This is a genomic window from Cupriavidus sp. F041 (genome assembly GCF_057814235.1).
Map to the genome: position 1 here is coordinate 111,822 of NZ_JBVASY010000004.1, position 13,687 is coordinate 125,508.

Genomic DNA, 13,687 nt, shown 5'->3' on the forward strand with positions numbered 1-13,687 from the left:
GAACCGAACAACCGGTTTGCAGGCATCTCGCTTCGGGGCGCTTTTTCTTTGCCGGTCAGCGCGGTGCGCGTCTGCGTCGACACTACCTGCAAGGCATGGCATGAACGCTTTCTCTACTCAGTCACCCGAGGCCGAAGTGTCCGCCGAAACCATCGGCGGATTGATCAACCTTTCCGGAAGGCAGCGCATGCTGTCGCAACGGATCGTCCTCCAGATATTGCTCGCTTCGCGGGGGGACACTGCCGCGCTCGATATCGCACGCAAGTGCCTGTCAATGTTCGAGTCGGCGCATTCGGATCTCGTGACGGGCAATGAGCGTTTGCCCGGCGCATTCTCCGGCGCTTTGCAGCAACTGTACTTTGGTAGTCCGCGCGCTGACGCGCGTGTCCGTGAATTCATCGCCCAGGTCAAAACAGCGATAGACGCACCACTCGCCGACACCAGCCGGCGAGCGCCATCCCTCGACGTGCTGGTGGCGCAGGCCACGCCAATACTTGAAATGCTGCAGACCGTCACGCAGGCCTACCAGGAGGAGATGCGCCGTTGCGAGGTCGCTGTGCGCAAACGCCACACCGACCTCGTCGAGCGCCTCAGCGGTATTTCGATGCAGGCGAACATCGTCGCAATGAATGCGCGCATCTCGGCGGCACGGGCGGGAGAGTACCCAATTCTCGACGGACTTGGAACGCACCCGCGAGCAGGTCGCATTGGCGCAGGAGCGGCCAGCGCCACTGAGCGGCGCGCGCTGCGCGGGATCGATCACGAACGCACCGTGGCCGAGGATGTGCCTGGCGCTGGAGCGCGAACTCGCCAATGCTGGCATCAAGGCCACGTCTCGCCGCCGGCTCACGTTGCTGCGACATCGCCACATCGATGCGATCCTCGTCCAGCAAGTCGGGCAGGCGGGCGCTGGTGTCCTCCACGATTTCCACGCAAAGGTCGGCTGCTGGCGCCACAGGGCCGCCAGCGCGCTCTTCACTTGAACCTTATTCGTCTCGCGAGGCGGCGCTATGCGCGTTTCGGATACACGCTAAAAAGGGGGCGGGTTGCCTCCCTGGCATTGGATGCGGATTCCGTGTTTTGGCGAAGCGAGGGTAGTGCCGCTTCTAGAGCGTACACGCTGATGGGTGTCATTCAGCACAAAGAGCGACACTTTACGCAATTTGGCTGGCTTCTTCGTACAACATGTTCGCAAAATTGGCCGACAGCCCAGTTTGCCATTAGCGCGGATCCGCATCTAAGATGCATTTCCCCAATCGTCCGCCAATGCTGCCATGCTGCTTGACCGACTCACCCAGGCCGCCGCCGAACGCGCCATGACGCGCAGGCGGCGCGTCACACGGACAGCCTGCGCGCCACATCAGGCTGTCAGCAATGAATGCGGCGAGCCGCGCGCACTGTTGAGTTTTTGCAGCAACGACTACCTTGGGCTGGCCAACCATCCCACGGTTATCTCCGCCTTTGCCGAGGGCGCTTATCGCTATGGCGCGGGCAGCGGTGCGTCCCACGTGGTTAACGGGCACTCTCTGGCCCACGACCATCTGGAGAACGAGCTGGCGCGGTGGCTGGATTCACATATCCCCAAGGCGCAGGCGCTCTATTTCTGTAGCGGCTACATGGCAAACATGGCGGTGCTGAGCGCGTTGGGCACGGCCGGCGCTACCCTGTTCTGCGACAAGCTCAACCATGCCTCGCTGATCGACGGGGCGCTTCTGGCACGCGCCCATGTAAAACGCTACCCACACGGCAACACCACTGCACTGGCGAGACTGCTGGCCGGTAGCGACAGCCCCCTCAAGCTGATCGTAACCGACAGCGTATTCAGCATGGATGGCGACCTTGCCCCGCTGGTCGAATTGCTGGCATTAGCCGAATGCCACGATGCCTGGATCGTGGTCGACGACGCCCACGGCTTTGGCGTGCTGGGGGAGAGCGGTCGCGGCGTGCTGGAGCATCTGGGACTGGCCTCCGAACGCTTCATCTACATCGGCACGCTGGGCAAGGCCGCCGGCGTAGCGGGCGCCTTCGTGGCGGCGCACGCAACCATCGTGGAGCATTTGGTCAACGTGGCGCGGCCCTATATCTACACTACGGCCGCGCCGCCGGCCGCGGCGCATGCGCTGCTGGCCAGCCTGGCGCTGATCGCGGGCGAGGAGGGGCGCCGGCGCCGCGCCCATGTGGCACAACTTATCGGACAGCTGCGAGCAGGCCTGGAAACACTACAGGCTTGCCATGCGGAGGCGGGCTGGCGGCTGGTCGATAGCCGCACGCCCATCCAGCCACTGATCGTGGGAGGCAATGCCGCTGCCATGGCACTATCCGCCGCGCTGGAAGCCGATGGCATCCGCGTCACGGCCATCCGGCCGCCAACGGTGCCCGAAGGCACGGCGCGCCTGCGTATCGCGCTCTCAGCAGCGCACACCGCGGGCGACATAGCGCGCTTGCTGAACAGCCTGTCTGCCGTGCCGGCGCAGCGGGAGGCGGCATGAGCGCGCCAGCCCACTTCGCCACACTCGCCAGGCTCGGAATGCGCTCCCAAGGACCATCAGAATGAGTACGACAATGCTAAGCACGGAGGCCGTGGAGCATGCGGAAGCGGTGATCGAGAAGCCAGTTCCCTGTCGCCCATTCGTTAACGCCGCATTTCTGCACGATCCCTATCCTCTCTACCGTGAGCTACGCGAGGCTGGCCCCATCCATTGGAGCGAGGAGTTCTTTGGCGGTGCCTGGTTGCTGACCAGGCACGAGGACGTCGAGGCCGTGCTGCGCGACCCCCTCTACTCGGCGCGGCGCACGGGTGGCTGGGTGATGCGTGGCAGCGAGGAATCGCGCCAGGCGCTCTGTCCCTTCCAGCGCCTGTTCAGCCGGGCGATGCTGTTCCTCGACGCACCGGATCACACGCGGCTGAGGCATGTGCTCAGTGCCGGCTTCCGGCCGTCAGCCCTACGCGCCAGCGCAGGCGCGATCGAGCACATGGTGGCCGGATTGATGAATGGCATTGACGAAGCGGGGCAGTTTGATTTCATGGAGAGGATTGCCAGACCGCTCCCGGCAATGGTGATTGCACGCCTGCTCGGCATGGACGCGGACGACCAGCCCGAATTCCTGGCCTGGTCCGAGGATCTGGCCGCCTTCATCGGCGCACTGGACCCTGATCCGGCGCTAAAACGACGAGCGCAGGTTAGCTTACTCAAGATGTGTGCCGCCTTCGAGGCAACGCTCGAGCGACGCCGGGCGCAAGGGGCAAAGGTGCCGGACGCAGCAGGCGACGATCTGATCGGACACCTGCTGCGAGCCGAGGCCGGCGGCGAGGTGGAGTCCGGGGCCGAACTATTGGCGCAATGCGCCATGCTGCTGTTCGCGGGACATGAGACGACGCGCAATCTGCTCGGCAATGGACTGTATGCTTTGCTGAGCCATCCGGACCAATGGCGGCGCCTGCAGCGGGCCCCCGAGTTGCTGCCGAACGCCTTGCGCGAGTTGTTGCGCTACGAGAGTCCGGTCCAATACACAGGGCGGCGGGTCACCACGGACGTGGTCCTGCATGGGCGCCGGCTGCGGCGCGGGGAGTTGGTGGTTCCCCTGATCGGCGCTGCCAATCGCGATCCGGCGCGCTACAACAACCCGGACAGCCTAGAGATCACCCGGCGGGAGGGCTCGCACTTGTCGTTCGGGCATGGCCCGCATTTTTGCATTGGCGCCGCGCTGACGTTGATGGAGGCGGAGATTGCGTTTCGGGCGCTGTCGGCCCGCTGGCCCGGGCTAGAGACCCTGGATGCCAGGCCGCATTGGAACGGGAACCCCGTCTATCGGGGACTGGCTAGTCTGCAGGTACGCTGCCGGCCCTTGACGCACACAATGGGCGTGAGCTGAAACGGTCCAGAGTGGTAGATAGGGGGAGTCTAATCCAGCTTAATTCGCACGTCTTTTGCAACTTGCCGATACTGTGTGATCGCGGCACACACGCGCTGGCGGAAATCCTCGGCGCGACCATGCCGGGGTAATCTATATGAACGCGTCCCGTTTGCGCCAGGTTTTCGCTTGTTCAGACACTGACAGGATGGGCTGCAGCTCTATATCCGGCCTTCTTGCAGCCGGTAACACCGCTGCTGGCCCCTATGAAATACGCTGACCCGCGCCTCATTCGTACTGCGAGCTCAAGGCTCGTATTACCCCGCAGGCTTAGCAGGTCCCGGTCCTACCTGACTTGTCATCACACTCGATTACCAACGCAACCTTCGACGTTTCACCCTGCAAAGACGTTAATCTCCAACGTGGTGCTCACCGTTCAAACCGGCTTCACGCTCACGTAATCCTTCTGGTATGGCCGGTCATGGGCCAGTACCGCCCATATCATGCGCGCCATTTTGTTGGCCAGCGCAACGACCACCACATTCGGAGGCCGCCGCTTTTTCATTTGCTCCACCCAGGGACCGGGATCCTTCCCACGCGTCACGACGCTTTGCGCGCACCGTGGATCAAGAGCGAGCGCAGATACGTATCTCCTCTCTTGCTGATCCCGTGCAGGTTCACCTTACCGCCTGATCCGGTCTGCTTCGGCACAAGGCCGGCCCACGCGGCAAACTCCCGACCTGACCGGAATGTCTTCGCATCGCCCCTCATCGCGACCGTTGCTGTTGCCGTCAGCAGTCCTACGCCAGGGATCTCGCTGATCGCCTTCACGGCCTTGTCCTCCTTGATCCAGTCGCGCATCCGCCGCTCGATGTCGGCGATCTGCTCGTCCAGCCTTGCGAGCCCGTTCCACTGCTCGCGCGGTGTGTCGATCAGCGCTGCTGGCAAGCGCTCCGCAACCCGCGCGAGTACTTCCGGTATCGTCTTATCCAAGGCTGTCCGGCCTTTGCCCATCACTTCGCCGTACTCTGTCAGCAGGCCGCGCAATGCGTTGATCTGCATGGTGCGGAACTTCACCAATTGCTCTCGCATACGGTGCAGTGCCAGCATGGCCTGCTGCATCTCGGTCTTCACCGCAACCGCCTTACTTGGTTGCTGGACCGCCAGCCAGATCGCCCGGGCATCGGCCGCATCATTCTTATTGCGGATGTTGAATGCCTTCACGAACTGTGCTGGCATCAGCCTCACCTGGTGGCCCATCTTCGTCAGCTGCCTTGCCCAATGATGCGCACCGCCGCATGCCTCCATTCCAATCAGACAGGGAGCACGATTCGCAAAGTGCTCAAGAAATTTGGCCCGCTTGATCTGCTTGTTCACGATCTCGCCCGTCGCCTAGTCGATGTAGTGCACCTGAAACACCGTCTTCGCGATATCCACAACCACGGCCGTACAATTCATTTCCGGATCCTCCGATTGTCGGGAAAGGTGTACATCTTCCCACTTGGCCACTTCGATACCGTTGGCCGCCGCTCACAGGTGGGACGCGTTCATTTCAATTCGTACTATCGCCGCAGAATGATACGGTGACCGCCCGGAAAGCCGCTCGCAGCAAGGCTTTCCGATTTTGCTTTTATCGAAACGTCGCCTCTTTCGTAACTCGTTAATTCACAAAGGGTTTGGGAGCGCGACCGTATCAATTTGCAGCAAAAGGACGATCACCCCAGGATAGAAGTGCGCGGAATCGAAGCCGGCCCGATACGGGGGATTGGCGAGCCGCCTGTGCCCCCAGCCGCGCCGGCGCTAGCCAATGCGATTTTCGCTGCCACGGGCAAGCGCCTGCGCGAAATGCCGTTCAACAAGTTCGTCGAATTCGTTTGAGGGGGCAAACGTGAAACGCATTCTGTTGAGATGCCTGGTTGCCGCCGCCGTGGCCATTGCCGCCCCGTTCGCGATCTCAGCCACCGACCACCAGAAGACCGCCAGCGACATGCCGCCTCCGGGCAGCGTCAGCAAGGACGATGGCCTGAAGGCTTGGCAGCGCATCCAGGCCGTTGTCACCCATCCGCGCTGTGCCAATTGCCACGTTGGTGCAGACAATGTTCCGAGGTGGAATGTTGTCGGGGAGAGCAGGACCCGACTGCACGGTATGAACATCAATGCCGGTTTCGGTCGCGCGGGTATCCCGGGACAAACGTGCACAACTTGCCATGTGACCTCGACCGCGCCGAATGATGTACCGCATGCGCCACCACATGTCGGCATTGCCTGGCAATTGGCCTCTGTGCAATTCCAGTGGTTCGGTAAGAGCGGCGCGGAGATCTGTCAGCAGTTGCGCGACCCCAAGCGCAATGGTGGTCGGGATGCAGCGGGGTTGGCGGAGCATCTGCGTCACGATGCCTTTATGCATGGCTTTATCCCCTGGAGCTGGAATCCGGGTGGGGGGCGCAGCACACCGCCTGGCACATTCGAGTCGCATGTGAAGGACGTGGCGATGTGGGGTGCCGCGGGTCAGCCTTGTCCTGAATGAGATCAGCTTACAAAACACACTTGGCGCGTAAAGTACAAATTAGGGCGTCACAGGTCAAGTTCCCACGGGTGACTTGCGATTGAATAGGGACTGGAGATTGCGCACGGTTCGCTGCGCACGCCCAGCCCTCAACTCAATCGGAGACGCATTCCATGAACACAGAAGCTACGCAAGCCCTCAACGATGTTTCCGCGATCGACACGGTCCATATCGGCGGAAACGCCACCCCGTGGATTCCCTTCGCCCCTATTAACGACAAAATTCTACTCAAGTACTTCAAAATCAACCCGGTCACGGGCGAAGTGGTATTGCTCATAAAGGCTGCCAAAGGCGAAGGCGCGCATATTCATCGCCATACGGGCACGGTGATGGTCTACACACTCAGCGGTCGATGGAAATACGACCAGCACGATTGGATCGCGCAAGCCGGCGATTTTGTTTTTGAGCCGTCGGAGTCGTCACACTCGTTTACGAATCTCTCCGACGACGACAATGGTATGGCGCTCGTGGTGTCGACCGGTGAGCTCCACTTCCTCGACGAAAACGGCAAGGTCACGTTCGTCGAGACGTGGCGGACGGCTTTGAGCCGCTACCAGGACTACTGCAAAGCCAATGAGTTGCCCGAGATCGACCTGATCGGCTGCCAGGGCGGACGCTAAGCGACGGCAACGGACGTGAGCCAGGCATCTGGCTCACGGAGGTCACGCCGATGACCCACCTTGCACCCTGCGCACCGCTTCCATCCCTGGAGGCGCTGACGCTCGCCTGTGGGCCACATACCCACACAGCTCCAGCCGCGGGGTCGCGGAGCAGGGGAGCTACGTCCTCCTGCCGCATGGGTGGCCGGAGGGTGGCCGGAATTCGCCGACTGCTGGCGCAAGATTCTGGCCGCATCACCGTTGGCGTGAATCCTCGTACCGGCAAACGGTCCGACCCATCCGATATACGATACGCACCGCACCCGTCACTCATGCCTTCTCATTCCCTAAACGACAATCAACCGATCGCACGCGTCATGGTGGCTGGCACCGGCGTGCTGGGCGCGCAGATCGCCTTTCAGTGCGCGTTTTCCGGTGTCGACGTCGTAGCCTACGACGTCGATACCGCCTGCCTGGATCGCGCGAACGCCCGTTTTGATGCGCTAGCCCTACCTTCGCAAGCTCGGTGTTGTTCCGCGGCGGCACCGAGTCGGAATGCCGCGTAGATACTGGATTTCGCTTGATTCTTTGGCTCTGAGATGCTACATGAAAGAACATGCACATCTTCGAACGAGAAGTCAACGGCCATCGCTACCGTATTGCCGCGCAGTCGGTGTGGGACGCCGAGCGGGGCCGTTCCGTCGCACGCCAGGTCGTGCTGGGACCGGCCGAGCCGCCGCGAGTGGCGGATCTGAGCGCGACCCAGACGGTGGGCACGCGCGGGGTCGGCGACGTCGGAGCCTTGATCTGGGTGGCCGAGCAGCTGGACTTGGTCGGGCAGATTGATCGCGCGTGCGCAGGGGTTGGCGCCAAGGATGGCCCGTCGGTGGGTGAGTTGGCGGTGGCTGTGGCGATTCAGCGTGCGTGTGCGCCGGGACCCAAGTGCGAGCTGGGTGATTTTCTGGACGCGAGTTTGCCGCGGCTGTCGTGTTTGCCGGGGTCCGCGTTCACCGGTCAGGCCTTTCATCGCGTCGCGCAGCAGGTGACCGATGAGCAGTTGGAGCAGGCTCAGGTGGCCATCGCGAAGGCCGCGGTGGCCCGCTTCGAGCTGTCCGCCGACGTGCTCGCGTTCGATACGACGAACTTCGATACCCACATCGACACGCAGACGCCCGGCGAACTGGCCCGGCGAGGCCACGCCAAGAGCAAGAGAAGCGACCTGCGTGTCGTAGGGCTTGGCGTCCTGGTCAGCGAGACCGGGCATGTGCCGCTGTTGTATCGGACGTATCCCGGCAACGGCTCGGACCAGGCCGTGCTCGCGGCGTGCCTGGGTGGGTTGGCGCAGTTGCACGAGGCACTCGACAGCGGTGAGGGCCGCGCGCGGCCGGCGCAGCGCACGGTGGTACGGGACGGCGGGTTTTGGAGCCCGCAACTGGAACTCGATCTCGATGCCGCCGGCTACTACAGCCTCATCTCGTTGCCACTGGGGCACAAGGCCGCAGAGGAGGCGCTGCAGATGGCGGCGCAGCGCGGTGCCATGAAGCCGCTGTCGGGCAAGCTCAGCGACGTGCGGGCGGCGCGGGTTCGGACCACGGTCGGCGAGTTGGATCGCACGCTCGTCGTGGTGGAGAGCCAGGAGTTGCTGGCGGGCCAGAAACGCGGGATCGCGACGGCACTGCGCAAGGCGAAGGTGGAACTGAGCACGCTGGAGGAGTTGGTCCAAAAGGGCCGCATCACGCGCAGCCGGCTGGAGCTGCGGGTCAAGAAGGCGCTCGCTCGGGAACACCTGTCGAGCTTCGTCGTGACCACCATCGCCGGCAGCGAAGCGGTACCGACCTTGCATTGGCACGTCGATGCCACGTTGCGCCGCGAACTGGAGAGAACGCGGCTGGGCAGGCGGGTGCTGTGTACGGATCGGCACAACTGGAGCACCGGGCGAATCGTTTCCGCCTTCCGAGGACAGTGGAACGTCGAGGAGCTGTTCCGCAGGGCCAAGAAAGGCGGCGTGGTTCCCTGGGGACCGTCACACCAGTGGGCCGATGGATCGTTGCGCCTGCACACCTTCGCGACCGTGCTCGGCCTGATGCTCGTGAGCTTGGCGAAGATTGCCCTGCGGACCGACGCTTCGGCCCGTCGCATGATGGAAGGACTGGCCGAGATCAAGGTGACGTTGGTGAGGACGAAGACCGGGGCGGCGGGACGACGGCCAACGGCAATGCTGGCGCCGGAGCTCACGGCCGAGCAGCGCCGCGCCGTGAAGGTTTTCGAACTGCAGCGGTGGGGACCAACGTTGTTTCATGTATGACATGGGCGCCCGTTCAGCCACGATTGACTGGCAAGAACCGTCGATCCGGCCCCTTGCTTTGCGAAAGTAGCGCTAGGGCGCGTCTACGCTGCCGACTTGCGCGCCCCTCGCGAGCAGATCGAAGCCACGCTGGCACGTATCGAGGGCAATACCGACCTCGGTTCGGCCGTTGCCGACATGGACCTCGTCATCGAAGCCATCCCCGAGGATCTGGCAATCAAGCAGTCTTTCTACCGTTCACTGTCAGCTGTGGCGCCGGCCGGCACCATCTTTGCGAGCAACTCGTCGACGCTGGTGCCAAGCCAGTTTGCCATGTTCACTGACCGGCCCGAGCGCGTGCTGAGCCTGCATTTCGCCCACGAAGTGTGGAAGCTGGATAGCGTCAAGCAGGATGTCCGGTTTACCGACAAACATCTTTGCCGACCGGACAAAATGATTGTCGCCGCCCAGTGGAAGCACAACTTCGCCGAAATCATGGGCCATCCGGGCACCGACCCCGCCGTATTCGCGCGCATAGTTCAGTTCGCACGCCGTATTGGCATGGTGCCTTTACCGCTGCGCAAGGAGCAGCCCGGCTACCTGCTCAATACCATGCTCGTCCCGATGCTGATCGCCGCGCTGGGTCTGCTGGTCAACGACGTCGCCGACGTCCAGACGATCGACAAGGCGTGGATGATTGCGAAGGCGGATCGGATTGGCCCATTCGGCATTCTCGACGGAATCGGCATGACGACCGTCTATAACGTCACGCGCGCTCTTGCGGAACGTACGGGCGATTCGACGCATCGGCGCATTGCAGAATACGTGAAAGCGCATTTCATCGATACCGGGTGTGTCGGCGAGTCAGTGGGACGCGGCTTCTATCAATATCCTGATCCGGAGTTCCTGAATCCCACGTTCGTCGCCACGTGAAACCCAAGGTAGGCTATTGCTACCTAGCAGGACGTCCAGGGTGGTCCCCGTGACGCATGGCTCGAAACTGCCGGGGCGTGACGCCCCGCAGTCGCTTGAACGCACGGCTAAACGCGCTTTGCTGCGAATAGCCGAGCAGTTCAGAGATCTCGGCGAGACGCAGATTTGACTGCTGCACATACTTCAGGGCGAGATCTTCACGAACTTGTTCCCGCAGTTCATCGAACGTCGTGCGGGCCTCAGCGAGGCGACGTTGCAAGGACCGCGGGGACGTTGCGAGCGCTCGCGCTATGGCGTTGAGCGAACTGTCAGTGAACGGCAAAAGCGTGCGAATCATCGTTTGCGTGCGTACCGTCCATAGCGCCTCCACCTGAGCCCTTTCTCGCCGCAAGTGTGCTTCGAGCACACGATGCGCGTTACGGCGACGTTGCGTTACCGGACGCGTCACCATATCGCGATCGAGGACAATCGCATTTCTGTCCTGATCGAAGTTGAGGGACGGTCCGAACGTGCGCCTGTGCATTGTGCAGTCCGCAGGCGCCGAATGACGGAATTGCACAACGGCCGGCTGCCAGGCGGTACCACAGATGGTACGCAAGTACTGCATACCGTTGGCGAGACCCAGTTCAACTGCCTGAACTTCTCCGGGACCGGAAGCGTTTTCAATGTCGTAAGTCAAAACCATCCCCTGTTCGTTCCGCACTGCACGTACAGAAGACATCGATGTATGTAGCACGTAGAACTCGGCAAGCGTATCCATTGCCTCCTCGATGGTACGCGCGCCATGCATCATCACAAGGATCGGCCCCAGGACCGCCAGGCCCTGATATTCGGCGAGTCTTAGTCCAAAGTTCCGGCATTGCGTAACTTCAGCAGCCAGCGAAAGGAATCGAAGCACTTGCGCACCCCGGATCGGCACGTCGGCGGAACGGAGCGCAAGCTCCGGCAGCTCGGCTCCGGTCGCAACCAACTCGGGTTGAACGCCGAGTACCTCGAGCAGAGGAGCAGCTCCGGTCAACACAACACTGGGTAGGTATCCTTGCATTCTATGTACTTCACTGCGGGAGGTAGTGCACATGCGGGCCCCGAAGCGCGTCGCAGGTAGCAAGCAAATCTTCGTCAGCGCGAAGATCTCGCTATTCTGCGCAAACACGCCGCGCGAGGGAGTCTACCCGATGGTATCGCGTTGGCGAAATGCACGATCCACGAAAAATGGACTCGACTGTTTGTAGGGGGCGAAACGTACCCCACGGCCTGGGGAGCCGTCCGTCCCTCAGTTGTCTGTCGGCGAGCGGTTGATTGGAACCGGTGCAAAGGCGAAATGGGCGGCAGCATACACGGCATTGCACGCCCATACTTCTTCCCCGTCCTTATAGAAGGTGACCATTTGCCGTCGCTGAGGCATTGGGCGCCGGGGAAGACCTTATCATGGCCATTGGGACCGTCCAGCGGGAAGGGCGCGCGTGGCGTGGCCCAGTAGGGAGACCGCGCCAAACCGGGGGCGAACGACCGGACCACCGCCCAGAGGCCAATGAGGCACCTACAATGCGCGCATGGCTTCCGATCCTGGGGCGGCGACCTCCATCCTTCAACTTCGAATTGCTCTGCGCGGCCTGAGCCGGGGACGACGCGGAGGCGGCAGGCGCGGTGGCAGAGGGTGCGCAAGCAGTGGCCGCCAGGGTCGTGGTGGCAGCGGCCAGAAGTGTTGGCCACGAGCGGGGGCGGCGTGTGGTGCGTTGAGGTCGAATCATCAGGGTCTCCTGTGGTGTGAAATGATCTGCGGTGATGCGACGCGCGCGTGTACGCGCTTTGCCGCGCTGTTTCGGATCGACCATCGCAGCAGCACGCACGCAGCGCGCATAGCCGGGTTGGTCCACCCGTGAACGAATCGCGTCAATTCTTGCCCCAGCATGGCGCGGGCCCAGGGCGGCAGGAGGCGGATGGCGGCGCCCACGAAGACCCGCATCGCGAGTCGCTCGGCGCCGCTGGCCCCGGTATGCGTGACAAGCTGAGAAATGGCTTCGTGTATGCGGTCGCTGGCAACCAGGGCGGTGCGCTCGGCGCGCATACAGACTTCGAGCGATATCCGTGTCTCGGGCACTTCGGTCGCCCCGAGCCGTCGCGCGATCTTGGCCGTCTCCGCCAGGTATCGATCCTGGTCCTCTAGGGAATTGCTGATCAATAACAGTCGCGCTGGAGGTCGGCGGCTGTTTGGCGTCTGATTTTCACCATGCGGAAGACGGGAGGGGTCTGAGGCCGTTTTCGAGCCGCATGCCCCCCATCTCGCGCCCTTTCGGGCCCGATTTGCGTAATCAAGACGGATTGCCCCCCTGAAACGCCAGTAACGACTTTTTGGCGATCACCAGATTTGCCAGGCCAAACAGGCTGAACATCTGTGCCTTGTTCTTGGCCAAGCCCTTGTAGCGGGTCTTCTTGTGGCCAAACAAGTTCTTCACCACGTGAAAGGGATGTTCCACCCGCGCCCGAATCTGGGCCTTCTTGCGTTCCACTGCCTTCGTCAGGTCCTTCCACCGACCTGCCGGCATCTTTTCAATCTTGCTGCGCTTTGCCGCTACGTTCCAGTTTATGTCAGCGCGGATCGTCCCTTGCCCTTGGGCTTGTTTGATCTCATCCCTGCGCTCCACACCCGTGTAACCCGCATCAAGATGCACTTGGCTTTCCTCGCCATGCAGCAGGTGATGGGTGTGAGCGATATCGCTTTCGTTCGCCGCCGTCGTGTGCAAGCTGTGCACCAGTCCTGAGTCCGCGTCGGCACCGATGTGCGCCTTCATTCCAAAATGCCACTCGTTTCCCTTCTTCGTCTGGTGCATCTCCGGATCACGCGACTTGTCTTTATTCTTGGTCGAGCTCGGTGCCGCGAGCAGCGTCGCATCCACCATCGTGCCTTCTCGCATCAGCAGCCCGCGTTCACTGAGCACCGCCTTGACCTCGTCGAACATCGCGGCAGTCAACGCGTGCTTCTCGAGCAGCCGGCGAAACTTGAGCAGCGTGGTCGCATCCGGCGCCGACTCTTGCGACAGATCCACCCCCACGAATTGACGCAACGCCTGGCTGTCGTAGAGCGCGTCCTCCACGGCCTCATCACTAAGACTGAACCACTGTTGCAGACAGTACATCCGCAACATCCTCTCCACGCCAATCGGCTGCCGCCCAACACGGCCGCTCGTCGGATACAGCGGCTCGATCAACGCCGTCCACCGTGCCCACGGCACGATCCGATCCATCTCTCCGAGAAACTTCTCGCGCCGTGTCACGCGCTTCTTCTTCGCGAACTCAACATCTGCAAAGCTCGTTTGTTTCATGCTCGTCTTTGTTTCCCATGCCTCACCCTTCAACGCGCCACACTTTCCGTCGGATGACTTGTGGCTGAATTGATCAGCATTTCCCTAGTAGGGACGCGCGTATTTGAGAACTAATACAGGCGTTACGACC

General features: G+C 62.1%; 11 protein-coding genes and 2 pseudogenes. 9 read left to right on the forward strand and 4 right to left on the reverse strand.

Annotated features, from left to right (window positions below):
- Positions 1 to 100: 100 nt before the first annotated feature.
- From ACZY0R_RS41730 to ACZY0R_RS41740, 3 genes and pseudogenes are all read left to right on the forward strand, one after another.
- Positions 101 to 664 (forward strand): annotated as a pseudogene (locus ACZY0R_RS41730) (type IV pili methyl-accepting chemotaxis transducer N-terminal domain-containing protein); the annotation flags it as partial.
- Between the two features lie 610 nt (positions 665 to 1,274).
- On the forward strand, positions 1,275 to 2,489 hold the full coding sequence (gene bioF, locus ACZY0R_RS41735; protein WP_488867507.1) for an 8-amino-7-oxononanoate synthase: 1,215 nt from the start codon (positions 1,275 to 1,277) through the stop codon (positions 2,487 to 2,489).
- 61 nt (positions 2,490 to 2,550) lie between these two features.
- Positions 2,551 to 3,873 carry a cytochrome P450 gene (locus ACZY0R_RS41740; RefSeq protein ID WP_488867509.1) on the forward strand — a complete coding sequence of 441 codons (1,323 nt, stop codon included), beginning with the start codon at positions 2,551 to 2,553 and terminating at the stop codon, positions 3,871 to 3,873.
- 415 nt (positions 3,874 to 4,288) lie between these two features.
- Here the strand turns inward: ACZY0R_RS41740 and ACZY0R_RS41745 are convergent.
- Positions 4,289 to 5,310: pseudogene (locus ACZY0R_RS41745) on the reverse strand (IS110 family RNA-guided transposase).
- Positions 5,311 to 5,583: 273 nt separating this feature from the next.
- On the opposite strand from ACZY0R_RS41745, the gene ACZY0R_RS41750 reads away from it, so the two are divergent.
- From ACZY0R_RS41750 to ACZY0R_RS41775, 6 genes are all read left to right on the forward strand, one after another.
- Positions 5,584 to 5,730 carry a hypothetical protein gene (locus ACZY0R_RS41750; RefSeq protein ID WP_488867821.1) on the forward strand — a complete coding sequence of 49 codons (147 nt, stop codon included), beginning with the start codon at positions 5,584 to 5,586 and terminating at the stop codon, positions 5,728 to 5,730.
- Between the two features lie 10 nt (positions 5,731 to 5,740).
- Positions 5,741 to 6,379 carry a hypothetical protein gene (locus tag ACZY0R_RS41755; RefSeq protein ID WP_488867511.1) on the forward strand — a complete coding sequence of 213 codons (639 nt, stop codon included), beginning with the start codon at positions 5,741 to 5,743 and terminating at the stop codon, positions 6,377 to 6,379.
- A 152-nt stretch (positions 6,380 to 6,531) separates the two neighbouring features.
- Complete coding sequence (locus ACZY0R_RS41760; RefSeq protein WP_488867513.1) at positions 6,532 to 7,038, forward strand: 2,4'-dihydroxyacetophenone dioxygenase family protein; 507 nt, start codon at positions 6,532 to 6,534, stop codon at positions 7,036 to 7,038.
- Between the two features lie 356 nt (positions 7,039 to 7,394).
- Positions 7,395 to 7,583 carry a 3-hydroxyacyl-CoA dehydrogenase NAD-binding domain-containing protein gene (locus tag ACZY0R_RS41765; RefSeq protein WP_488867515.1) on the forward strand — a complete coding sequence of 63 codons (189 nt, stop codon included), beginning with the start codon at positions 7,395 to 7,397 and terminating at the stop codon, positions 7,581 to 7,583.
- A 50-nt stretch (positions 7,584 to 7,633) separates the two neighbouring features.
- On the forward strand, positions 7,634 to 9,322 hold the full coding sequence (locus tag ACZY0R_RS41770) for an IS1634 family transposase (RefSeq protein ID WP_488867517.1): 1,689 nt from the start codon (positions 7,634 to 7,636) through the stop codon (positions 9,320 to 9,322).
- A 96-nt stretch (positions 9,323 to 9,418) separates the two neighbouring features.
- A complete protein-coding gene (locus ACZY0R_RS41775; RefSeq protein WP_488867519.1) occupies positions 9,419 to 10,234 on the forward strand; it encodes a 3-hydroxyacyl-CoA dehydrogenase NAD-binding domain-containing protein in 816 nt (271 codons plus the stop codon).
- A 19-nt stretch (positions 10,235 to 10,253) separates the two neighbouring features.
- Here the strand turns inward: ACZY0R_RS41775 and ACZY0R_RS41780 are convergent, their stop codons facing one another.
- From ACZY0R_RS41780 to ACZY0R_RS41790, 3 genes are all read right to left on the reverse strand, one after another.
- Positions 10,254 to 11,279, reverse strand: a complete 1,026-nt coding sequence (locus ACZY0R_RS41780) for an AraC family transcriptional regulator (RefSeq protein WP_488867521.1) — start codon at positions 11,277 to 11,279, stop codon at positions 10,254 to 10,256.
- A gap of 705 nt (positions 11,280 to 11,984) precedes the next feature.
- Complete coding sequence (locus ACZY0R_RS41785) at positions 11,985 to 12,416, reverse strand: oxygenase MpaB family protein (RefSeq protein ID WP_488867523.1); 432 nt, start codon at positions 12,414 to 12,416, stop codon at positions 11,985 to 11,987.
- Between the two features lie 130 nt (positions 12,417 to 12,546).
- Positions 12,547 to 13,557, reverse strand: coding sequence for an IS5 family transposase (locus ACZY0R_RS41790; RefSeq protein ID WP_488857598.1), 1,011 nt, complete (start codon positions 13,555 to 13,557; stop codon positions 12,547 to 12,549).
- Positions 13,558 to 13,687 lie beyond the last annotated feature (130 nt).

Excerpts from the sequence above, each read along its gene's own strand:
- bioF (WP_488867507.1), top strand. The coding sequence starts at position 1,275 with ATGCTGCTTGACCGACTCACCCAGGCCGCCGCCGAACGCGCCATGACG.
- ACZY0R_RS41790 (WP_488857598.1), bottom strand. The coding sequence starts at position 13,557 with ATGAAACAAACGAGCTTTGCAGATGTTGAGTTCGCGAAGAAGAAGCGC.
- ACZY0R_RS41740 (WP_488867509.1), top strand. The coding sequence starts at position 2,551 with ATGAGTACGACAATGCTAAGCACGGAGGCCGTGGAGCATGCGGAAGCG.
- ACZY0R_RS41780 (WP_488867521.1), bottom strand. The coding sequence starts at position 11,279 with ATGCAAGGATACCTACCCAGTGTTGTGTTGACCGGAGCTGCTCCTCTG.
- ACZY0R_RS41770 (WP_488867517.1), top strand. The coding sequence starts at position 7,634 with ATGCACATCTTCGAACGAGAAGTCAACGGCCATCGCTACCGTATTGCC.
- ACZY0R_RS41760 (WP_488867513.1), top strand. The coding sequence starts at position 6,532 with ATGAACACAGAAGCTACGCAAGCCCTCAACGATGTTTCCGCGATCGAC.
- ACZY0R_RS41765 (WP_488867515.1), top strand. The coding sequence starts at position 7,395 with ATGGTGGCTGGCACCGGCGTGCTGGGCGCGCAGATCGCCTTTCAGTGC.